The organism is Pelosinus baikalensis, assembly GCF_020819555.1.
In the GTDB taxonomy this organism is placed as follows: domain Bacteria; phylum Bacillota; class Negativicutes; order DSM-13327; family DSM-13327; genus Pelosinus; species Pelosinus baikalensis.
Genome location: NZ_JAJHJB010000015.1, coordinates 27,517 through 48,858 on the forward strand (window position 1 = coordinate 27,517; position 21,342 = coordinate 48,858).

General features: G+C 39.4%; 20 protein-coding genes and 3 riboswitches. Of the genes, 2 read left to right on the forward strand and 18 right to left on the reverse strand.

All coding sequences use genetic code 11. From position 1 onward, the window contains the following. Positions 1–34 precede the first annotated feature (34 nt). The 8 genes from purH to LMF89_RS12015 all read right to left on the reverse strand — a co-directional run bounded on the left by purH (position 35) and on the right by LMF89_RS12015 (position 8,527). Positions 35–1,576 carry a bifunctional phosphoribosylaminoimidazolecarboxamide formyltransferase/IMP cyclohydrolase gene (purH, locus tag LMF89_RS11980; RefSeq protein ID WP_229535283.1) on the reverse strand — a complete coding sequence of 514 codons (1,542 nt, stop codon included), beginning with the start codon at positions 1,574–1,576 and terminating at the stop codon, positions 35–37. 19 nt (positions 1,577–1,595) lie between these two features. Then, positions 1,596–2,204 carry a phosphoribosylglycinamide formyltransferase gene (gene purN, locus LMF89_RS11985; protein ID WP_229535284.1) on the reverse strand — a complete coding sequence of 203 codons (609 nt, stop codon included), beginning with the start codon at positions 2,202–2,204 and terminating at the stop codon, positions 1,596–1,598. Continuing rightward, complete coding sequence (gene purM / locus LMF89_RS11990) at positions 2,197–3,246, reverse strand: phosphoribosylformylglycinamidine cyclo-ligase (protein ID WP_007957773.1); 1,050 nt, start codon at positions 3,244–3,246, stop codon at positions 2,197–2,199. Before purM ends, purN begins: the two co-directional genes overlap by 8 nt. Next, positions 3,243–4,682 carry an amidophosphoribosyltransferase gene (gene purF, locus LMF89_RS11995; RefSeq protein WP_229535285.1) on the reverse strand — a complete coding sequence of 480 codons (1,440 nt, stop codon included), beginning with the start codon at positions 4,680–4,682 and terminating at the stop codon, positions 3,243–3,245. Before purF ends, purM begins: the two co-directional genes overlap by 4 nt. Beyond that, on the reverse strand, positions 4,679–5,389 hold the full coding sequence (gene purC, locus LMF89_RS12000; protein ID WP_229535286.1) for a phosphoribosylaminoimidazolesuccinocarboxamide synthase: 711 nt from the start codon (positions 5,387–5,389) through the stop codon (positions 4,679–4,681). The genes purF and purC overlap by 4 nt, the downstream gene beginning before the upstream one ends. Before the next feature lie 22 nt (positions 5,390–5,411). Further along, positions 5,412–5,903 (reverse strand): 5-(carboxyamino)imidazole ribonucleotide mutase, encoded by a 492-nt coding sequence (gene purE / locus LMF89_RS12005; RefSeq protein WP_229535287.1) that lies wholly within the window; start codon positions 5,901–5,903, stop codon positions 5,412–5,414. 147 nt (positions 5,904–6,050) lie between these two features. Beyond that, positions 6,051–7,418: an NCS2 family permease gene (locus LMF89_RS12010; RefSeq protein ID WP_007957778.1), complete on the reverse strand. Its 1,368-nt coding sequence runs from the start codon at positions 7,416–7,418 to the stop codon at positions 6,051–6,053. Between the two features lie 258 nt (positions 7,419–7,676). Next, positions 7,677–7,778: riboswitch (purine riboswitch) on the reverse strand. 101 nt (positions 7,779–7,879) lie between these two features. Next, positions 7,880–8,527, reverse strand: a complete 648-nt coding sequence (locus LMF89_RS12015; RefSeq protein ID WP_229535288.1) for a TerC family protein — start codon at positions 8,525–8,527, stop codon at positions 7,880–7,882. 230 nt (positions 8,528–8,757) lie between these two features. Here LMF89_RS12015 and trxB point away from each other — a divergent pair, with 230 nt between their 5' ends. After that, entirely contained in the window at positions 8,758–9,678 is a 921-nt protein-coding gene (trxB, locus tag LMF89_RS12020) for a thioredoxin-disulfide reductase (protein ID WP_229535289.1), read from the forward strand. 23 nt (positions 9,679–9,701) lie between these two features. Beyond that, positions 9,702–10,031: a thioredoxin gene (gene trxA, locus LMF89_RS12025; protein WP_229535290.1), complete on the forward strand. Its 330-nt coding sequence runs from the start codon at positions 9,702–9,704 to the stop codon at positions 10,029–10,031. A 196-nt stretch (positions 10,032–10,227) separates the two neighbouring features. On the opposite strand, the gene thiC is transcribed toward trxA, so the two are convergent. The 10 genes from thiC to LMF89_RS12075 form a co-directional block, all read right to left on the reverse strand. Continuing rightward, a complete protein-coding gene (thiC, locus tag LMF89_RS12030; protein WP_007957785.1) occupies positions 10,228–11,526 on the reverse strand; it encodes a phosphomethylpyrimidine synthase ThiC in 1,299 nt (432 codons plus the stop codon). After that, positions 11,526–12,176 (reverse strand): thiamine phosphate synthase, encoded by a 651-nt coding sequence (thiE, locus tag LMF89_RS12035; RefSeq protein ID WP_229535291.1) that lies wholly within the window; start codon positions 12,174–12,176, stop codon positions 11,526–11,528. The genes thiC and thiE overlap by 1 nt, the downstream gene beginning before the upstream one ends. A 29-nt stretch (positions 12,177–12,205) precedes the next feature. Then, positions 12,206–13,309, reverse strand: a complete 1,104-nt coding sequence (thiH, locus tag LMF89_RS12040; RefSeq protein WP_229535292.1) for a 2-iminoacetate synthase ThiH — start codon at positions 13,307–13,309, stop codon at positions 12,206–12,208. Positions 13,310–13,446: 137 nt separating this feature from the next. Then, entirely contained in the window at positions 13,447–14,238 is a 792-nt protein-coding gene (locus LMF89_RS12045) for a thiazole synthase (RefSeq protein WP_369412591.1), read from the reverse strand. Between the two features lie 5 nt (positions 14,239–14,243). Continuing rightward, the gene (thiS, locus tag LMF89_RS12050) at positions 14,244–14,444 is read right to left on the reverse strand and encodes a sulfur carrier protein ThiS (RefSeq protein ID WP_007957792.1); all 201 of its coding nucleotides are present in this window, start codon (positions 14,442–14,444) and stop codon (positions 14,244–14,246) included. Between the two features lie 70 nt (positions 14,445–14,514). Continuing rightward, positions 14,515–14,617, reverse strand: a riboswitch (TPP riboswitch). An 85-nt stretch (positions 14,618–14,702) separates the two neighbouring features. Next, a riboswitch (TPP riboswitch) is annotated at positions 14,703–14,803 on the reverse strand. A 47-nt stretch (positions 14,804–14,850) separates the two neighbouring features. After that, positions 14,851–15,552: a purine-nucleoside phosphorylase gene (gene deoD / locus LMF89_RS12055; protein ID WP_229535294.1), complete on the reverse strand. Its 702-nt coding sequence runs from the start codon at positions 15,550–15,552 to the stop codon at positions 14,851–14,853. A gap of 45 nt (positions 15,553–15,597) precedes the next feature. Next, the gene (locus tag LMF89_RS12060) at positions 15,598–17,142 is read right to left on the reverse strand and encodes a DUF3369 domain-containing protein (protein ID WP_229535295.1); all 1,545 of its coding nucleotides are present in this window, start codon (positions 17,140–17,142) and stop codon (positions 15,598–15,600) included. Then, positions 17,135–19,246 carry a sensor histidine kinase gene (locus LMF89_RS12065; protein ID WP_229535296.1) on the reverse strand — a complete coding sequence of 704 codons (2,112 nt, stop codon included), beginning with the start codon at positions 19,244–19,246 and terminating at the stop codon, positions 17,135–17,137. The genes LMF89_RS12060 and LMF89_RS12065 overlap by 8 nt, the downstream gene beginning before the upstream one ends. A gap of 263 nt (positions 19,247–19,509) precedes the next feature. Then, positions 19,510–20,559: an AI-2E family transporter gene (locus LMF89_RS12070; RefSeq protein WP_229535297.1), complete on the reverse strand. Its 1,050-nt coding sequence runs from the start codon at positions 20,557–20,559 to the stop codon at positions 19,510–19,512. A 253-nt stretch (positions 20,560–20,812) separates the two neighbouring features. Continuing rightward, positions 20,813–21,178, reverse strand: a complete 366-nt coding sequence (locus tag LMF89_RS12075; protein ID WP_229535298.1) for a GNAT family N-acetyltransferase — start codon at positions 21,176–21,178, stop codon at positions 20,813–20,815. Positions 21,179–21,342 lie beyond the last annotated feature (164 nt).

Genomic DNA, 21,342 nt, shown 5'->3' on the forward strand with positions numbered 1-21,342 from the left:
GGCTGTTCGGCAACTGCCCCACAAATTTATATACTTAATGTTTAAAATGTCTTGTTCCTGTAAATACCATAGCAATCCCATGTTCATCAGCAGCTTCAATAGATTCTTGATCACGCACAGAACCACCAGGCTGAATAATGACTTTGATTCCTGCTTTTGCTGCAGTATCCACTGTATCACGGAAAGGTAAAAACGCATCGGAAGCCATTACTGCACCGAAAGCTTTAGCACCAGCTTGTTCTAAGGCAATAGCAGCAGCTCCTACACGATTCATTTGTCCTGCGCCAACACCTAAGGTCTGATTATCATTAGCAATCACAATGGCATTGGATTTCACATGTTTAACCACTTTCCAAGCAAGGAGCAGCTCTTCCCACTCTTTTGTGGTTGGCTGAGTTTTCGTGACAACTTTCATATCATGGCAACTTTCAACCACAGTGTCTTTATCTTGCACTAACATGCCACCTGAAACTGTTTTTATATCCACCTGTTTACAGCCCGTTTGCAGCTTTTCAGCCACGAGAAGACGAAGATTCTGTTTTTTTGTTAACAAATCTAATGCATCTTTTGTATAGCCTGGAGCAACAACTGCTTCAGCAAACAATTTACTGATTTGTACAGCTGTTGCCACATCTACATCCCGGTTTAAACCAATAATTCCACCATAGGCAGATACAGGGTCAGCCTGATAGGCTTTTGAATAGGCTTCTGCCAAATCAATACCCACACCCGTACCACATGGATTGGTGTGTTTTATAATCGTAGCTGCCGGTTTTTCAAATTCAGCGACAATATTGTAAGCAGATTCTACATCCACAATATTGTTAAAAGACAATTCCTTGCCATGTAATTGCTGGGCATTTGCGACCCCTACAGCAGCAACATGTTTCTCCCGATAAAAGGCTGCCTGTTGCTGAGGATTTTCTCCGTAACGTAACGGCTGCACTTTTTCATAGACTACATGCACTGTATCCGGAAAAGCTCCCTCTCCCAGTTGCCCTGCCAAGTAAGTTGCAATGCAAGCATCATATTCAGCAGTATGATGAAAAGCCTCTTTTGCTAATGCCATGCGATAAGCGGGCAAAATATCATTTTCTTGGGCCAACTGCTTTAAAATATCACCATAACGTGCTGGATTCACTACCACTGTTACATATTGGAAATTCTTAGATGCTGCACGAATCATAGCCGGTCCGCCAATATCAATATTTTCTACAGCATCTTCCAGTGACACATTCGGACGCTCTATAGTTTGGCGAAAGGGATATAAATTGACAACTACCATATCGATAGCTGAAATGTGATGTTTCTCCATGGCTTCTACATGAGCCTTATTATCACGAACGGCTAAGATTCCGCCATGAATATAAGGGTTTAATGTTTTTACGCGACCATCCATAATTTCCGGAAAGCCAGTAATATCACTCACATATTTGACAGGAATTCCTGCTTCCCGCAATGTTTTCATCGTACCACCAGTAGAGATAATTTCCACACCATACTGATGTAATTGCTGGGCGAATTCAACAATACCTGTTTTATCTGAAACGCTAATAAGGGCACGCTTGATGTTCATTTTTATTCCTCACTTATAGCTATATAATTTTTACATTACGACCTTCGATACAAAGGCGCTGTTCACAATACAGACGAATTGCTTGAGGGTATAATTTATGCTCTACTGCCAAAATGCGTTCACTTAAGGTCTCTACCGTATCATCAGCAAGTATGGATACAGCCTGCTGCATGATAATCGGTCCCGTATCCATACCTTCATCCACAAAATGTATGGTGCAGCCAGAAACTTTTGCCCCATAGGCAATCGCTTGTTCGTGAGCATCCAGCCCAGGAAAGGCAGGCAATAATGATGGATGAATATTCATAATACTGCCTGAGAAAAGATTAACGAAATATGCACTTAAAATACGCATGAATCCTGCTAATACCACTAAATCTACATGATATAAAGTAAGTTGCTGGGCGATGGCTGCTTCAAACTCTTGTTTTGACGGAAAATCTTTACGTTCAATGCATATTGCCGGAATTCCCTTAGCCGTTGCATGTTCCAGCACTTTGGCATTTGCCTTATCACTAATCACTAGACCAACTTTAGCATGAAGGAGTCCAGCATCAATGCTATTACAAATGGCCTGCATATTGCTTCCCCGCCCGGAAGCCAATATACCTAGTATGGTTTTACTCACCAAAGATGCCACCTTTCAGTACCGTCTCCTTGGCTCCTTGCGTCACTTGACCAATGACAAAAGATGCTTCGCCTCTTGCAGAAAGATCATCTTGAATCTGCTTGACGTCAGATGGAGAAACAACCAGTATCATACCAATCCCCATATTGAAGGTTCGATACATTTCCGTCCAAGCTACATTCCCCCACTGCTGCAATAGAGCAAATACAGGTGGCTTAGGCCAGCTTTCTGTATCCACCATAGCGCCGCAGCCTTCCGGCAATACGCGAGGAATGTTTTCGTAAAAACCACCACCAGTAATATGCACCATGCCTTTTATTGCAAATTTTTCAATTAAAGGTAAACAAGCCTTCGGATATAGCTTAGTTGGAATTAATAATTCTTCTCCTAAAGTCTTTTCTAATTCAGGAACAATTTGATTGATATCCATTTGCTTTATGTCAAAACAGATCTTTCGCACTAACGAATAGCCATTGGAATGCAACCCGCTGGAAGGCAGACCAATCAGCACGTCTCCAGGCTGTATGGTTTGTCCTGTAATTAATTTAGAGCGTTCTGCAACACCTACGGCAAAGCCACCAATATCATATTCTCCATTTTTATAGAAACTTGCCATTTCTGCCGTTTCTCCGCCAATCAGAGAACATCCCGATTCCAGGCAAGCTCCAGCGATACCGCTGACAATAGCCGCTACTTGTTCTGGCGACAATTTGCCCACTGCCAAATAATCCAAGAAAAATAAGGGTTCAGCGCCTTGCACCAAAATATCATTTACACACATTGCCACTGCATCCTGACCAATAGTGTCATGTTTGTCAGCCATAAAGGCAATACATAATTTCGTACCAACACCATCCGTACCAGAAACCAATACCGGCTGACGATATTTAGCAACATCAAGGGCAAATAGACCGCCAAAGCCACCAATATCCCCCAAAACTTCCGGACGATAGGTAGAACGAACATGTTTTTTCATTAAATCTACAGCTTTATTACCAGCATCAATGTCAACACCAGCATCACGATATGTTAATTGGCTCATAAAGGGCCCTCCTGTTCAAAGACATACTTATTACCACCACAATGCTGCTCACAAGGCGTGCTGCCTGGATATTCTGAATTAAAACAGGCATAACACATTTTTTTGTCTTGCACTGTTTTAAGAGACGTGGCCAATCCTTCTATCGTAAGATAATGCAGCGAATCAGCACCAATAAAGTCTCGTATTTCTTCTACACTCTTTGTCGCAGCAATGAGCTCTTTACGTACTGACGTATCAATTCCATAGTAACAAGGGTAGATAATTGGAGGTGAACTGACACACATATGAACGGCAGTAGCTCCAGCTTCACGAATCATCCGCACAATCTTACCACTGGTTGTGCCGCGCACAATGGAATCATCCACCATAATAACAGATTTACCTTTTACTACAGACTTAATCGCATTGAGTTTAATTTTTACGCTTCGATCTCTGTCCTTTTGATCAGGCTGAATAAAAGTACGACCAATATAACGATTCTTGATTAAGCCTTCCGCAAATGGGACTCCTGATTCGTAACTAAACCCCAATGCGGCAGTTGTTCCAGAGTCAGGTACAGAGATAACAAGATCTGCTTTAAGACCACTTTGGCGCGCCAAGGTTCGTCCCATTTCAAATCGGGCTTGATACACACTTTGTCCATCAATAATGCTGTCTGGACGAGCAAAATAAATATATTCAAATACACACAGTGCTTGATTGGCTTTATCGCCAAAACGTTCTGCAGTTATTCCTGTATGATCAATAATAACCATTTCACCTGGTTCTACATCTCTTACAAATTCTGCATCAACCGTATCCAAAGCACAGGATTCGGAAGAAAGGACAAAACCATCCTTCACTTTACCAATGCATAATGGGCGAAGACCATGAGGATCACGCACACCAATTAGTTTTTCCTCTGTCATAATCACTAGACAGTATGCACCTTCAATTTGAGATAAACTCTCTACAATTTTCTCTTCTAATGTAGCTTTACGAGACCTGGCTATCAAATTTACAATGACTTCACTATCAATGGTTGTCTGAAAGATACTGCCTTGCTCTTCCATTTCCTCACGCAGTACTCGTGCATTGGTCAGATTCCCATTATGAGCTAAACTAATGTGCCCACCTGAATACTTGACTTTTAAAGGTTGTGTGTTCATGAGGGAACTAGAGCCAGTGGTTGAATAGCGAACATGCCCTATGCCAATATGCTGGTCCGGTAAATCCGGAAGCTGGTGGCGAAACACTTCACTTACCAACCCCATTCCTCTTGATACATCCATCCAAGAGCCATTTGTTACTGCAATACCTGCGCTTTCTTGCCCGCGGTGCTGCAAGGCATATAATCCCCAATAGGTATTTAATGCGACATTATTTTCCCGGGAATATATGCCAAAGACTCCGCATTCTTCCTCCATTTTATCAACTTCCACGAACTGGTTGATCATGCTTTTTCACCTGTTAAACGGAACAATATTTCTTTGTAAGCATCTTCCACATTGCCAAGATCACGGCGGAAGCGATCCTTATCAAGTTTTTCACCTGTTTCACTGTCCCAAAAACGACAAGTATCTGGTGAAATCTCATCGCCTAATAATACTTGGCCATTATGAACACCGAATTCCAATTTAAAATCAATCAGTTCGATTTTCTTTTCCCGTAAATAATTGGTCAAAATTTCATTAATTTTAAAAGCATACTCTTCTAATGTTTTCACTTGCTCTTCCGTAGCCAATTCTAATATTTTAATGTGATGCTGGTTAATTAAAGGATCACCCAACTCATCATTTTTATAATACATTTCAACGATTGGTACAGGAAGTTTTCTGCCTTCTTCCCAGCCAATACGTTTTGCCAAACTACCTGCTGCAATATTACGTACTACTACTTCTACAGGGAGAATTGTCAAGGACTTAACAAGCTGCTCCCGTTCGCTTACTCTTTTGATAAAGTGGTGAGGAATGCCGTTTTTGCCTAATAAATCAAAGAAAAATGTTGTAATCTTATTATTGAGTACCCCTTTGCTATCAATCGTACCTTTTTTTAATCCATTAAAAGCTGTCGCATCATCTTTATAATACACTAACAATTCATCAGCCACATCTGTACTGTAGATTCTCTTTGCTTTGCCTTCATATAATGGTTGTTTTTCCATAATTAACACTCTCCTAATATTTTTATCCTAACAATTTAGTAGAAAGTCTGGCTGCTTTTTCTTCTACTTCATCAGCCATCGTTCTACGATTTTCTGCTAATTTTTCAGCCAACTTTACATGTTTTCCAGCCATAATTTGTACCGCAAATATAGCTGCATTTTTGGCTCCATTCACTGCCATTGTAGCTACTGGAATACCAGCAGGCATTTGTACAATGCTAAGTAATGCATCAAGCCCATTTAAGCACGTACTATTAATAGGCACTCCAATTACCGGCAACGTTGTATATGCTGCAATCACTCCCGGCAAATGAGCTGCTGCTCCAGCAGCGGCAATAATCACCTCAACGCCCCGTTCTCGGGCCCCTGCTGCAAATCCATGAACTTTGTCAGGTGTGCGATGAGCTGAAGCTACAACCACTTCTGTGGCTATGCCAAAGTCTTTTAATACGTCAACTGCTGGCTGCACAATGGACCAATCAGAATCACTTCCCATAATAATAGCTACTTTCACTAAAAGCTCCTCCTTTTTTTGATCCTTATCAGAATTTATATCATCCCTACATACTTTCATATGATTAGAGAATGGAACATACGTTTCATGCACCGAATGGTAAACCCAGATACTTTTCTATGTTAGTATCTGGGTTTATTACTTTATCTACGCAAGAAAGAATAAGCGCACAACAACCAAAACAGCTAATATATATACAATCCAATGTACTTCCCGACCGCGGCCAGTAATTAATTTTAACAGTGGATATAACACTAGACCAAAAGAAATACCATTGGCAATGCTATAGGTAAAGGGCATCATAATAATAGTCATGAAAGCTGGCATAGCTTCTGTAAAATCACCGAAATCGATGTGTTTTACACTTTCCATCATTAATGAACCTACAATAATAAGAGCAGGAGCAGTCGCAGCATCAGGAATTAAGGCAACAACCGGAGTAAAGAACAATGCTAAAAGAAACAAAACCCCACAGACGACAGCGGTCAAGCCAGTACGACCACCTGCTCCTACACCAGCAGCACTTTCCACAAAGGCAGTAATGGTACTTGTCCCTAAAACAGCTCCAAGACTTACGCCTGTAGCATCTACCAACATGGCTTTACCGATGCCAGGAATCTTACCATCTTTTTTCATTAAGCCAGCTTTACTGGTAGTACCTACCAAGGTACCCATGGTATCAAATAATTCAACAAAGGTAAATGTGAAGATAATCGTTGTTAACCCCATACTAATAGCACCAGGAATATCCAGCGCAAAAAAGGCATTGTTACTAAAGTCAGGAATTGCTACAGGAACAAATCCTGTCGGAACATTGACGACTCCCATTGAAATACCAACAAGGGTACTAATGAGAATACCAAATAACATAGCCCCTTTTACCTTACGTGCCATTAAAATACTAATGAAAATAAGACCAAAAACAGCTAGTAAAACATGGTGATCAGCCAATTTACCCAGTTCTATAATCGTCTCAAAAGATAGGGGTGATCCATTCCCCTTAGCAGCAACAATTTTTTCTAAAGTTGGTGGAATTAAGGATAAACGAATATTCATAATACCAGAAAGCTTTAAACCAATAATTGTAATAAAAAGTCCAATCCCTACGGTAATCGCATGTTTTAAAGAGTTAGGCATGCCTTCAATTAACAATTGGCGGACTTGGGTTAATGTTAGAATTAAGAAAATAATACCTGAAATAAATACAGCTCCCAAAGCCACTTGCCAAGAAATCCCCATACCAATAACCACTGTAAAGGCATAAAAGGCATTGAGCCCCATACCAGGTGCTAAAGCGATAGGGTAATTCACAAATATCCCCATCATCATCGTAACGACGGCAGAACCAATCGCAGTTGCAAGCAATACTGCATTTTTATCCATTCCAGCAGATCCTAAAATGCTGGGATTGACAAATAATATGTATGCCATTGTCATAAATGTAGTAATACCAGCCATTACCTCCGTTTGTACATTGGTATTTCGCTCACTTAACTTAAATAATCGTTCTAACATATATGACTCTCCTTCAATCCCTTTTTTATATCAATCAACGCTATATGAAAATTTTCATCATTTTTTTATTTTTCTTTTGTATTACTAGTATCACCTCCAACGCAAAAAATAACCCGGGCAGGGAGAATCGCTTCAGGTCATGAGCGAAACCTCCCCGCCCGGGTTTTTATCCCATCGGTGTAACACTGTCATAGTGCCTGTACCACTTGGTCACAGACCATAAGAAAACAGAGATTCTCTGTTTTTGTTATGCGGAACCCTAGGTACACTTTCACTCGTAGTCAGACAATTTACGGTTATCTGGTAGAAACGCTTGAGCCTTATTCTCAAAAATATACGAGTTATATTCTGTTTACTGTCTTATTTTATAGCATATCAAAACACCTGTCAATAAACTATGAACATTTTTATTTTTTCATTATATATTGTTCGGTTTTTATAATAGTACTTACTATGCACTTCTATTTTTTCCCTAAAATTTTACCAATAGCGACAACAAATAAGCCACTAATCCCAGAAATAAGATCATTCGCCCAAAAATAAGAACCCATTAAGAGAACTATATAGTGATCTGATAGGATCATCTGAGCAGCTGTCCACCCTAAGAAGAAGGAACCAAAGCTAATGATAATTGGCCATTTTTGCATTAACGCGCAGACGAATTTGCTTCCCCAGATAATGATGGGTATGCTAATAGCCAGTCCGAGGACTACTAGGCTTATATTGTCCTTTGCTATGCCAATAATGGCTATTACATTATCAAGGCTCATAACAAAATCAGCAGTGATAATGGTCTTAATCACTCCGCTCACACTTTTCTTTCCGGTCAAACGCTGCTCACAGCCCTTTTGGTCTGCCATTAGCTTAATGGCAATCCATAATAACAAGATGCCCGCTATCATTTGCAAATAAGGTATTTTTAGTAAAAAAATAGCAACGAAGGTTAAGGCAACCCTAAGAACAATGGCGCCAATACAACCATACAACATAGCCTTTTTCTGCTGATGAAGAGGTAAATTGCGGCTAGCAAGCGCAATGACCAGGGCGTTATCGCCGCTGAGCAAAAGATTAATGAGTACAATACTAAACAATTGCAATCCATATTCCATCCCGCCGACCGCCTTTTTATGTAAATTTTTAATTTATAGGAGGACAAGTTTTCTTTGCTTTGTACCCCGAATATAATGTAAGAAATTCCTTTTGTTATTTATTAGTATTCCCTTATTATTTATTCCCATGTAGATTTTAAAGACTCTGCACTACGCTAGAACTGTGCGGTGCAGGAAACATTGTAAGGTATTGGAATTAATATATTTTAGTACTGTAAAGGAGATTTCTCATGCAATCTTATGACGTCATCATCATTGGTGCAGGACCTGCTGGTTTAACCTCAGCCTTATATAGTGCCAGGAGCAAACTGAGTACGTTATACCTGGAAACTCTAGGAGCAGGCGGTCAAGTAGCTGCCACTGATGAAATAGAGAATTATCCAGGATTTTCTCGTGGCATCAGTGGTTTTGATTTATCCCTGCAGATGGAAGAGCAAGCACTGCGATTTGGTGCAAAGCCTTTACTTACCAAAGTACTAGGTTTAGAGCTTGCAGATCCATACCGTATTGTTAAAACCACAAAAGGTGATTTCATCGGCAAAATTATCATCATCGCTTCAGGTGCTGCACCAAAACCGTTAAACTGCCCAGGTGAACTTACCTATCGCACTCGCGGCGTCTCCTACTGTGCCACTTGTGATGGCCCTTTTTATGAAGCATCTAATATCGTCGTCGTAGGCGGGGGAAATTCTGCCGTTGAAGAAGCCTGCTATCTTGCTAGATTTGCTAACAAAGTTAGCCTAGTACATCGTAGAGATGCGCTGCGAGCTACGAAAATCATCCAAGACAGAGCACTGACAAACCCCAAATTAGAATTCATCTGGAATACTGTAATTCATGAAATTAGGGGAGACGAGATGGTCCAAAACGTCATCCTTAGAAATTTACTAACAGAACAGCTTACTGAAATGCCAGTCAATGGTATCTTTATTTATGTCGGCAATGAACCAAATACCTCTTTTGTTAAGAGCCTCATAGAACTTACGGAAGAAGGATATATCCAAACAGACGAATTCATGCGTACCAATATCCCAGGAATTTACGCAGTGGGTGATGTAAGGCAAAAGCTGTTGCGCCAAGTCGTTACTGCGGTCAGCGATGGGGCCATTGCTGCCTATCATGGAGAAAAATATATAGAAGAACATTTTTAATTATAAATTTAGGGAGGAAAGAAATGATGGATGAAATTATTGAAATCACCAAAGAGAACTTTAAAGAAGAAGTCCTTAAAAGCAAATTACCAGTATTACTTGATTTTTGGGGTCCCAGGTGTATCCCTTGTAAAAGACTCATGCCTATCTTCGAAGAATTAGCAGCGCATTATGCAGGGAAAGTGAAGTTCTGCAAAATAAATACTTCGGAAAATCGCAGCCTAACTCAACAGTTCAACATAATGAGCATACCGACACTGCACTTTTACAAGGACGGCACCATTAAGAAAACAGTACGTGGCGCAATAAGCCGCGAAGAACTGGAAGAACATTTGAAAGTGATTTTGGATTAGGTAAGAAAAATATTGGGCGTCAAAAGATATAAAATGAACCACAAAGGCGCAAAGGACACAAAGGATTCGCAGCGGCATTGTGCCTTTGTGGTTCATAGATCACATCTTTTTCCCTTACAAAAGCTTATAACTTCTACAAAAAAGAAGACAGCTCACAGAATTCATTCTGCAAGCTGCCTTCTTTATCTTACTTTGTTTAAATGTCTACTTCTTCGCCATTTAGGATTTTTTTCATTGTTTTCATGGCGCACATTTTACCGCACATGGTGCAAGTGTCTTCGTGTTCCGGTAAGGATTCTTTGCGGTACCTTCCTGACTTTTCAGGGTCGATGGACAACTCAACCATTTTATCAAAATCAATATCAGCCCGAGCCTGACTCATCTGATTATCCCACTCTTGTGCTCCTGGCACTCCCTTGGCAATATCAGCAGCGTGAGCAGCAATTCGCGAGGCGATAATACCTTCTTTCATATCCTCCATAGTTGGCAGTCGCAAATGTTCCGCAGGGGTTACATAACATAAGAAATCGGCACCAGCAGCAGCAGCAATCGCTCCCCCAATGGCACTGGTAATATGATCATATCCGGGTGCCACATCCGTAACCAAAGGTCCCAGTACATAAAATGGCGCACCATGACATAATTTTTTCTGCAGCATCACGTTACCTGTAATTTGATTCAAAGGCATATGACCAGGTCCTTCTACAATGACTTGTACATTTTTTGCCCAAGCTCGTTTGGTTAATTCCCCTAATACAATTAATTCGTGGATTTGAGACGCATCTGTTGCATCTTGAGTACATCCAGGCCTGCAGGCATCTCCCAGACTAATCGTAACATCATGTTCAGCACAAATATCTAATACTTTATCGTAGTACTCATAAAAAGGATTTTCCTGATTGTTTAATTCCATCCAGGCAAATAGTAACGAACCACCCCTGGATACAATATTTGTGAGCCTTTTTTCCTGCTTAACTTTCTTTGCTGTTTCACGATTTAGTCCAGCATGAATGGTCATAAAGTCCACGCCATCTTCTGCATGCCTCTTAACCACAGATAAAAATTCTTCCGCAGTAATATGTTTCAGTTCCTTATCCAAAAAACCAACGGCATCATACATGGGAACCGTACCAATCATCGCTGGTGAAAATTCAATTAACCTGCGGCGAAATTCCCGGGTTTTGCCAAAACAGCTTAAATCCATAATCGCGTCTGCTTTTAATTCAATCGCCTTTTTTACTTTACAGATTTCCTGCTCAATATCGCAGCAATCTTCTGACACACCTAAATTAACATTGATTTTTGTACTTAGTCCTTGTCCAACGCCTGCTGGATCAAGTGAAGTATGATTCTTATTCGCAGGTATGGCAATCTTTCCTTGAGCCACTAATTGCAGCAATACAGCGACGTCTACGTTCTCCTTAAGAGCCACCGCGGTCATCTCTTTCGTTACAATGCCTTGTTTCGCTGCATCCATTTGTGTGGTATAAGCCATTATTTTTTCTCCTCCATGCCTTTTATTATTTTTCTGATCCCATTAATCTTTTTGCCAATATCTTGAGCCTGAGTGATTTCTGTTACCATGGCAATACATTTTGCACCACAATGAACAACCTCGATCACATTACTTTCTTTGATTCCTCCAATCGCCACAGAAGGAATGGATATATTATCAACTACATATTTCAAATATTCTAAACCAACTGGATCGCACACGTTTTTCTTGGTGGAGGTTTTAAAAATGGGTCCTACCCCTATGTAATCAGCCCCGGATTTGACTGCGCCTTGTGCTTGCTCCGGCGAATGAGTAGAAATACCAATGATCATTTGATCGCCAACCAGCTGTCGTACAGCTTCTAAGGGAAAATCATCTTGGCCAATATGTACTCCATCAGCCTGTACCATCATAGCCAAATCAATATCATCATTTACAATGAACATAACGCCAGCCTCTTTGGTTAGTTCCCGTATGATCTTGCATTCTTCATACTTTTTTTTCATATCCTTGTCTTTTTCACGATATTGAATTACCTTGATGCCCGCAGCAATCCATTGTTTTACGATCTCAACATTGCTGCGCCCTAAAGAATAGTCTTCTGCTGTAATACAATATAAATCAGTAGGTAAAGGATTCTTCCGGTTCATACCACTCACTCCCCCCTTTTGTTTCTTCGTCATATAGCTTGCCAATCTTTAAACACAGGCTGATATCCTAATTGCAGGATCGCATCTGACATTTCTTTTACATTGCGAGTGTCAGAGACAGCAAACTGACCAGAGTTTTCCTGGCTATCAATATGCCCCCCTACGGCCGTCTGTACACCGGCAGACATTTTGGTAATACCTAATTTAATCGCGTGATTGCGGAATTCTGCATTTTCTCTGGTAGAAAGAGGCATACCCGCCCTTGGCATAAACAAGCGAAAAGCCGTCATAAATTGCACGATGCTTTTATCATTTACACTATTTCCCGTCTCGCAGTTCCCCATAGTAGGACGTATGCGAGGCAAGGAAATACTCACTTCGACACCCGGATATTTATTTTGCAAATAATTAGCATGCAGTCCTGTAAAAAAACCATCCCTCCGCCAATCATCAAGACCTAATAAAGCACCAATATTAACCGCTCGCATACCAGCCTTACAAGCTCGCTCCGGTGCATCTAAACGGTAACGATAGTCCTTCTTAGGACCTTTTACATGAAGACGATCATACAGAATCGGATTATATGTTTCCTGGTACATCGTCATGCTTTCTACCCCTGCTTCCATTAATTGAGCGTATTCTTCTTCTTCCATCGCATAGACTTCGATCGCAATGGATGAAAAATAGCGCTTTAAGATTGCCACACACTCTTTCATGTAAGGAACACCCGCAATGGCAGGAGCATCACCTGTAAGAATTAGAATGTGCTGAATCCCTGAAGCTGCAACCGTTTGCGCTTCTTTTTCCACTTCTTCCATGGTCAATTGCTTACGAGTAAAGGCATTGGTTACGTTAAAGCCACAATACGTACATTTATTCGTGCAGTAATCTGACAAATACATTGGCGTATAGAGTAAAATGACACGTCCAAAGTTCTGTACCGTCAATTGATTCGCTTTTTGTGCCATCCATTCCAAATAATCTTCTGCTTTAGGTGACAGTAAGGCTAGAAAATCCCTTGGGGTCAATCTGTCTTTTCCAATAATCCTTTCAATGTCTGCAGAAGTTGTATGCTGAAAGACTTCTTCCATATCTGCTTCTGAATACTGTAAATACTCGTCATAAAAACTCATATTCTCCCCTCCCCTAATTATGTGTATTCTCTCGGAGAAGAACTATCTATAGCCATAAACAGGCAAAGGACGAACATAACTATAAGCGTAGGTTAAGTAGCAGGCTGAAGCGTTAGTTATGTTTATCCTTTGTCGTCCTAAATAGGATTTTCCGAGATACTACTATGTAAAAATCCTGTAAGAGGTGATGATGAACTAGCATACTTCTCAGAACGTCCCAGTCCTGCCAAATACGCTTTTCGTCCAGCAGCTACAGCCATGCCAAATGCCTCCGCCATTAATTCTGGCTGGTTGGCACTGGCAATAGCAGTATTTAACAAACAAGCTGCTGCTCCCATTTCCATAGCCTCACAGGCATCCGAAGGCTTACCAATACCTGCATCAACAATTACAGGCAAAGCAATTTCCTCTATCAGAATTCTCAGAAGTTCCTTGGTTTTTAATCCTCGATTACTGCCAATCGGCGCACCCAGGGGCATAACTGCCGCTGCACCAACTTCAACTAGTTGCTTAGCCACCATTAAATCCGGACTGATATAAGGTAATACAACGAACCCTTCTCCTGCTAGAACTTCTGTGGCCTTAATGGTTTCGTAACCATCGGGCAGCAAATATTTATTATCCGAAATGACTTCTATTTTAATCCAATTACCACACCCCGCCGCTTTTGCTAAGCGAGCGATCCGTATTGCTTCTTGGGCATTTCTGGCCCCAGAAGTATTAGGTAATAGCTGCATGCCGGAAGGAATATGATCCATCACATTCCCCGTAGGAGAATTAAAATCAATCCTGCGTAACGCCACTGTTATAACCTCTGAGCCAGATTTTTTAACAATCTCAGGAATCAGCGTATCTGCTGAATACTTACCTGTACCAATAAATAAACGACTCTGCAGGCTTCTACCGCCAATTACTAATTGATCCATTATTTTAATCAACCTCCGCCAACAAATTTCAATACTTCTAAACGATCTTTATCTTGCAGAATAATCATATTCCATTCTTGCTTTTTTACAATTACCTCATTATATTCTACAATAATTGTTTCAAGATCCAGTTCCTTAGAAAGCAAAAACTCCCACAAATTCATCTCCTTATCTACATTCGCAACTGTTCCATTTAACACTACCTCCACCCCATTCACCTCCTCAATATAATAAAAAAGCCTATCCAAAGAGGATAAGCTTTTATCAATATTTATATAAAATATATAAAAACAGCTTCCCTACGTTGGTACTAACCACATCAGGTTCAAAGGGTCAGGAATTTTTATTCCCGCTCTGCCAAACGGCTCCCCCAGCCAATTATTCAATTGTTTTCGAATCGTATTATACTGATTTATTTCTAAATAAAAAAGCTTATCCCCAAAAAGGATAAGCTTATATCAATTGCTATAAATATAAAGCAGCTTCCCTACGTTGGTACTAACCACATCAGGTTCAAAGGGTCAGGAATTTCTTCCCGCTCTGCCAAACGGCTCCCCTAGCATTATTATTCGATTGACTAAAGTATAATACAGGTACCTCTAATATGCAATGTTTTTATTCTGCCATCGAAAGAGCAATTTTCATCATTTGCGTAAAAGTGGTTTGACGTTCTGCTGCCGATGTAGCCTCACCTGTTACTAAGCTATCGCTCACTGTAACAATGGTCAAAGCACTTACACCATGTTTGGCAGCTAAGGTATATAACCCTGCCGTCTCCATTTCTACTGCCAAAACACCGAATTTCATCCAGCGTTTCCAATCTTCAGGGTCATCATGATAAAACGTATCGGTTGTTAACACATTCCCCACTTTTGCTTCAATCCCTAAACTCGCAGCAACATCGTATGCTTTTTTTAATAGCTGAAAGCTGGCAGTCGGTGCATAGGTCATACCTGCAAAACGTTGAAGATTAATATTGGAATCGTGAGATGCTGCCATAGCCAAAACAACATCTTTGATCTTTACGTGTTCTTGCAGCGAACCACAAGTACCAATACGAATAATATTTTTCACATCATAACTTGTCATTAGTTCACTAGCATAAATCGATATGGAAGGGATTCCCATTCCCGAACCTTGCACTGAAACTTTTTTCCCATTATAAAATCCAGTGTATCCATACATGCCCCGAACCTCATTATAGCAAACTGCATCTTCTAAAAAGTTCTCAGCAATAAATTTAGCCCTTAGAGGATCACCAGGCATTAGCACCGTACTGGCAATTTCACCTTTTTTTGCATTAATATGTAGACTCATGTTGTATTTCAACCTCCATTTATTTAAGTATTATTCTGCCTATTTTTAAACACTTGTATGATGAAAATCATCTGCAAATTTTTCCTGCACCTGCAAGAATTCATCTAAATTGCTAAAAAGCAACTCTACCAATTCAGGATCAAACTGCCCTCCTTTAGCTTCCTGGAAATAAGATAATACATCTTCCAATGGCCAAGCTTTCTTATATACCCGGTTACAGCTCAGCGCATCAAACACATCCGCTACGGCTGTTATTCTAGCAAAAATATGAATCTCATTACCTTGTAATCCAGAAGAATATCCTGTTCCATCATATCGCTCATGATGTTCTTTTGCAATAATAGCCGCTGCCTGCAACATATGCAAATGGGACCCCTTTAACATATCATATCCAATATTAGCATGAAGCTTAATAATTTCAAACTCTTTCGGCGTTAATTTCCCTGGTTTATTTAAGATTTCATCAGGTATACCCAATTTGCCGATATCATGCATGGGAGCAGCTAAGTGAAGGGTATTTACATCTTTTTCTGACAACCCGTATTTCATTGCTAAAAGACGAGCATATTCTGCTACACGCCGTACATGATTGCCCGTTTCTTTGGATCTTGTTTCTGCCACCTCCGCCAAACGAAAGAAAACTTCCCGCTGCGTATCATACATCTCTAAATGCAGTTTTAAATTTTCAAAAGCAGATGAAACATTCAGACAAAAAACATCTAATAGGCGTCGGTCCAGATCGCTAAGTCTTTGATCGCCTTCCATGTAAATCAAATATACATGTTCATCAGCACTTTGCCAATATAAGATAAAATAATCTTCTAAGAATATACTTTGTTTTGCCGCCAGGACATAGTCCAGCTTGTCATGTATATCTTGAGAAAGCTTCTCATAATTTTGTATGTGAAAATCACCAGTTGCTGCCAATACTTTAATTTCACCATCCTTTTTACGGGTAGCAGCAAAGCTGGATACTTTCAAATACAAACTATTTTTGTTTAGCCTTAACATAGCAATCAGCTGCATTAATACGCCAGTTGCAAAATTCTGCATCGATTGCATGCGGAAAATTTCCGGTGAAGACTCAATAATCTTTTCTAAACCTCTTTTATTCATGGCAATTGTCAACAAATCTCGATGGGAACGCAAAGCAGAAATCAAAGTTGTCAGCAGCTTTTGCGCTGTCAGCTCTGTCTTTTCTTTATAATCATTAATATCATATTCTACAATGACTCTTGCCTCCGGGGCTTCCCCTGGCTGCCCTGTACGTAATACAATCCGAACTAGGTTATTGCCCATCACTTCCCGAATATACTTCACCAGCTGCAAACCAGCATCCGCCCTTTCCATAACTACATCTAATAAAATAAGGGCAATATCTTCATGCTTAAGTAATACTTCCTTCGCCTCACTGGCAGAGTAAACGCTGAGCAGCTCAATCTTTTTTCCTTCAAAAACAAAATCATTTAATACGAGCTTCGTAACAATATGCACTTCTTCTTCATCATCAACAATTAAAACCTTTATCTTATCAACTATCTTTGGCTCTACTACATCGGTTTCATCTGCAAATAATAATTCATCATACATGATTCGTTTCTCCTTTTCCTTGGATACGTTCAGGAAGCTTTACTGTAAACACAGTACCAACCCCTAACTGACTGGCACATTCAATCGTACCCTCCATTTTAAAAACAACCAAGTTGTATACGATATGCATACCAAGACCAGTACCGCCAGTACCTCGACGAGTGGTGAAAAAAGGATCAAATATCTTCTTCTGCACCTCCGGTGCCATCCCTTTTCCATCATCTGCATAGGTTAAGGTGATGATCCCAGCTGAGTAAGAAATTCCAATGGTAATCGTGCCAGCATCATCTGGCTCGTAAGCATGCATGATAGAGTTATTTAACATATTCGAAATGATTTGCCAAAAAGCCCCGGGATACCAATAGACTTTAATTGCCTCTGGACAATTCACATTTACCTTGTGATGGGTCTTTTTTAATTGCGGTCTCAAACTTACCAATACATCTTGTATGTATTCTTCCAATTGAAAACTGCGTCGTTCTTCCACCAATTGATCAACTGCCACTTTTTTGAAACTGCGGATTAATTCAGCAGCCCGTTCCAGATTCGTAAAAATAATCTTACTTACATGATTCGAAGACTCTAAATACATTTGTAAATCTGTTTTTTTCATCTGTCCATCTGAAAATTTCCGATCCAATTCGCCTGTTTTCTCTGACAAATGGGAAATTGCCGTAATGCTATTCCCCACTGGCGTATTAATTTCATGTGCCACACCCGCTACTAACTCTCCTAATAAAGCCATCTTTTCAACCTCTACTAAATGACTACGAGTTTGCTGCAAATCTTCTAAGGTATGCCGCATTGCAGAATTCGTATCCTGCAATGCCCTTGTTCGCTCGGATACTTGATTCTCTAGTTCCCTATTCAAATGACGAATTTCTTCTTCAACTTTTTTTCGACTGTTTATATTAATCGCCAATATGGCAACCAGCAATAGCAATATCATAAATACCACTGTTAAGAACCACACTAAATATTTATATGTCTCATAGAAGGTAATAGGACTATTTACAACAACACTGCCGACAGGCAAGGCTTCTTCTTTAATTCCAGCCTTACGCAATGCATGATAATCAAACATATACTGCTGAATACTTTCCTTTATCACAGGTAGATCAACTGGAGGAATTCTTTCGAAGACAACTTTCCGAGCTAATTCACCAGCTATTTTCCCTTGATTAAACCCACTGGTTACCTTACCGCCCAACATACCAGACTTTAAATAAAAATCCCAAAAGCAGTATACAGGCACCTTACTATTCGCTCCAATTAGTTTCCCTGCTTCTTCATAGCTAAAAATAGTTTCATCTTTATCCACATTGAAAGTCATCAGCAAGACTACTGTATCATCAGAAAGAGCAGCTATCTTCTCCAACACTTCAGACATCGCCATTTTCTCTAGAAAAATAAACTGTATTTTGCTATCGAAGCTAGGCATGATTTTTTCGAGTAATTGCTTGTTAGCTTTACCAACTGTCGTCTCATCATTGATGACAACAATTTTTGTCACCTGTGGCTGTAACGATAAGGCCGCTTCAATCGTACTCTTTATATCAACGTCCTCAATGATACCAGTTACCCATGCTTTATCTTGTATATCAGCCTCATCAAAATAATTTACACCACAAAAAATGATCGGGGTAGAAGGAAAAAGTGTTTGCTGATGTGCTAATGCAAAATCATAAGCTGCATTATCCGTAACAATGACTGCATCAAATTTCTTTCCTTTGTATTTTTGCTCATAGAGCTTATATAAACTGTCTAAATAATCAGAAGTAATATTCTGTTTCGTATCCATATAATCAAAATACAGTACTGCCTGCTTATCTTGTTGGAAGACCGACTTAATGCCCTGTTCTTCTAATTTTACCCAAGGCATTTCCGAATGATAGGAATGAAGTACCAAAATCTTTTTTCTGTCTTTATGGTATAATCGATCATTGTCATTAGCCTCTGAAAGGGCAATACTCCCATCCTTATATCTTGACCAAGGAATGATTTCTCCTGCTATTTCTTGCTTAATAAGCAAAATGAAAGTTCCACCTAATAAAAATGTAATAATCAGCACCGTTAGCAACGTAAAAGAAACTGCATATTTCACAGTTATTTCCTCCTGCGTATCAAACGTTTCAATTCTTTATACAACTTTCGCCATTTTTCATCCAGAACCTTCCTATTCATTGGAAAATCTTCATATCCAGCCAATCTGCCCGTGGCTAAAATAATCGTTTTTTACAATGAGATCAGATCTTAATTGGACTTTGGAAGAGCTTCATTTCCTTATTGCTAAGAAAAATGAGACTTATAGCCTAAGCATTAGGTTATAAGTCTCATTCTTCATTTTAAGAACAGATAGCATAGAGATCACTCATGAAGAGTATTGGATTTATCCAGCAAATGAATTAACCATACTCGACCTACTGCAACCGTCGGTACGGCAAATAACATTCCTGTGATGCCAAAAAGATGACCAAAAAGTAAAATGGTAACCATGATAAATACAGGGTGAACCTTAATCGCTTTGCCGACTACTTTGGGATATATAATATTATGATTTACCTTTAATAAAACAATATAAAATAGCAGTACTTTAAAAGCTAACAAGGGAGAATAGGACAAAGCAAGCAAAGTACCTGGAACCGTGGCTATTATAGAACCAATAACAGGTACAAACTCCGATAAAGCAGATACTAATGCCAAAACATGAGCATAAGGCAGACCAAAAATATAACTTCCCAGAAACACAACAAAACCTGAAAAAATAGAAATTAACATCTGTCCTCTGATATAACCGCCCAGCACAATATTAATATCACCAAAGAAAGCAGCAAAGCGCTTAACCTGTAAAGGCGGTAAAAATTCTGCTATAGAAGAGGCAATCTTTCGCCCATCTTTTAATAAATAAAAAGTTAAGAAAGGTACTGCAATCATTTCTGCAACTCCTGAAAAAGTACGAATTAAAGGTATCACCGATTCTTTTACCATATTCACGGCAAAAACAACCGTATCACGCAACACCTGATTGCCATACTCTGCAAATTCAGCGGGTAGCATATTAACCACAACAGAAGAATCAAAATGAATAATAAAGCTTGGAAACTCGCGGATAAAACCTGCTAAATCAGGTAATATGGTGCGAAAAATCACACTCATAAGCACTGCCAGCACACCAAAAAAACCGAATAGAGCCAAGAGTACTGCCACTCCACGGGAAATTGAACGAGAAAGCCGAAGCACTATCGGATCGAGCAAGATAAACAATAATGCAGTAACAAATAAAAGTATCAATAAGGATTTAGCATATATATATAACACCGATACCAAACCAATAAAAAATATGAAAAAAATAAAAATACAATCTTTCCAGAGAGTCCCCCACTGTAATGGAGTCATTCTCTTATTATCACTAACCATAATTATCTCCCCTTATCAGCAAAGATCAGCATAGTAAAAATACCTATTTTTGATAATCGCTGCTCATCTAGCATAGGATGCATATTTCATGCATTTTAGTATCCCTATCCTACGTCTATTTTAGTCTTTCCCCTAATCTCTCAAACACCATTACGGTCCTTCAGATTTTAGCCACGCTTCACATTATATAACAAATTTTACGATCTTTCTATCTTAGCTATGAATAAAAACGTCACATCTGTTGTGACGTTTTTTAAAAATTCTTACTCATCTTCACATATTTCATTCCATCTTTTGTTACAGCCTCTTCTATTTCTTCAAAGCCAAATTTTTTATAGAAATCGATTTTATTCACTCTTGCATTACACCAAAATGACTTTGCACCTTGTTTTTCTGCCTCTTTTAATGCACAATTCAATAACACGCTTCCATAACCTTTACCTTGCAATTCTTGCAGGGTTGCAAATTTTCGAAATTGGATTACATTATTTTTTTCAAAAAGCGATATTACAGAAACTAAGCGATGATTCACAAATAAACCAAAATGTTTTCCCAATTCATCATCTTTTAATTTTATATATTCGATATCTTTTTCTGGCCACATTACTTTATATCTCAAATACCATGTCTCTTTTGCAGAAATCTCTCTTACATCAATTTTACTCCCCTCCTTATCAGACTCTCTTAACTATAACATATATATCAGTTTTATTACAATTCAACCTACCTTAGAAAGAATCTTCATAACGAAACAGCAAAAGCTCAATCTATAAAAACAGTATT

Bases quoted from the DNA above. Each gene is read 5' to 3' on its own strand.
- thiH (WP_229535292.1), bottom strand. From the start codon at position 13,309: ATGAGTTTTTATGACGAGTATTTACAGTATTCAGAAGCAGATATGGAA.
- purC (WP_229535286.1), bottom strand. From the start codon at position 5,389: ATGGAAAAACAACCATTATATGAAGGCAAAGCAAAGAGAATCTACAGT.
- LMF89_RS12015 (WP_229535288.1), bottom strand. From the start codon at position 8,527: ATGGAATATGGATTGCAATTGTTTAGTATTGTACTCATTAATCTTTTG.
- thiC (WP_007957785.1), bottom strand. From the start codon at position 11,526: ATGGCTTATACCACACAAATGGATGCAGCGAAACAAGGCATTGTAACG.
- purF (WP_229535285.1), bottom strand. From the start codon at position 4,682: ATGATCAACCAGTTCGTGGAAGTTGATAAAATGGAGGAAGAATGCGGA.
- purH (WP_229535283.1), bottom strand. From the start codon at position 1,576: ATGAACATCAAGCGTGCCCTTATTAGCGTTTCAGATAAAACAGGTATT.
- trxB (WP_229535289.1), top strand. From the start codon at position 8,758: ATGCAATCTTATGACGTCATCATCATTGGTGCAGGACCTGCTGGTTTA.
- trxA (WP_229535290.1), top strand. From the start codon at position 9,702: ATGATGGATGAAATTATTGAAATCACCAAAGAGAACTTTAAAGAAGAA.
- deoD (WP_229535294.1), bottom strand. From the start codon at position 15,552: ATGAGTCTACATATTAATGCAAAAAAAGGTGAAATTGCCAGTACGGTG.
- LMF89_RS12010 (WP_007957778.1), bottom strand. From the start codon at position 7,418: ATGTTAGAACGATTATTTAAGTTAAGTGAGCGAAATACCAATGTACAA.
- purM (WP_007957773.1), bottom strand. From the start codon at position 3,246: ATGAGCCAATTAACATATCGTGATGCTGGTGTTGACATTGATGCTGGT.
- LMF89_RS12070 (WP_229535297.1), bottom strand. From the start codon at position 20,559: ATGGTTAGTGATAATAAGAGAATGACTCCATTACAGTGGGGGACTCTC.
- thiE (WP_229535291.1), bottom strand. From the start codon at position 12,176: ATGAACCGGAAGAATCCTTTACCTACTGATTTATATTGTATTACAGCA.
- LMF89_RS12060 (WP_229535295.1), bottom strand. From the start codon at position 17,142: ATGTATGATGAATTATTATTTGCAGATGAAACCGATGTAGTAGAGCCA.